Origin of the sequence: Burkholderia sp. SIMBA_062 (genome assembly GCF_046534765.1) — a bacterium.
Taxonomy (GTDB): Bacteria; Pseudomonadota; Gammaproteobacteria; order Burkholderiales; family Burkholderiaceae; genus Burkholderia; species Burkholderia ambifaria.
On record NZ_JAWRYD010000135.1, the window covers coordinates 1 to 381 of the forward strand.

Below are 381 nucleotides of genomic sequence, written 5' to 3' on the forward strand. Positions count from 1 at the left end.
GGGGAATAGGAAGTTTACGTACTGCAACTGGTGAAGATTTCTTCTTTGGAAACTCTTTAGGATCTTCTTATTTAGAACGTATGAGAATTACTTCTGCCGGAAGAATAGCTATCAATACATCAACTCCCCAAGAGACATTACATGTTAATGGTACTATGCAACTTGCTAGTGAACTTAACGTAGGGGGTAATGCTACAACGGGAGGTAATCCGGGAACTGCCGGACAGATTCTTACATCAAACGGAGCTGGGGGAGCGCCTAAATGGGCTGATTCGCCAATTGATGCAGATGGTACAGTTAATATTGCCAATGTAGCACATCCAGTAATAAATGTTAACAGTAGAGATAATGGAACATATGTTTTAGATCAGACCAATGCTC

General features: G+C 41.2%; 1 protein-coding gene. It reads left to right on the plus strand.

Going from position 1 to position 381, the window contains the following annotated elements:
- The coding region (locus SB786_RS35735; RefSeq protein WP_410731507.1) for a hypothetical protein at positions 1–381 on the plus strand (381 nt) is incomplete at both ends.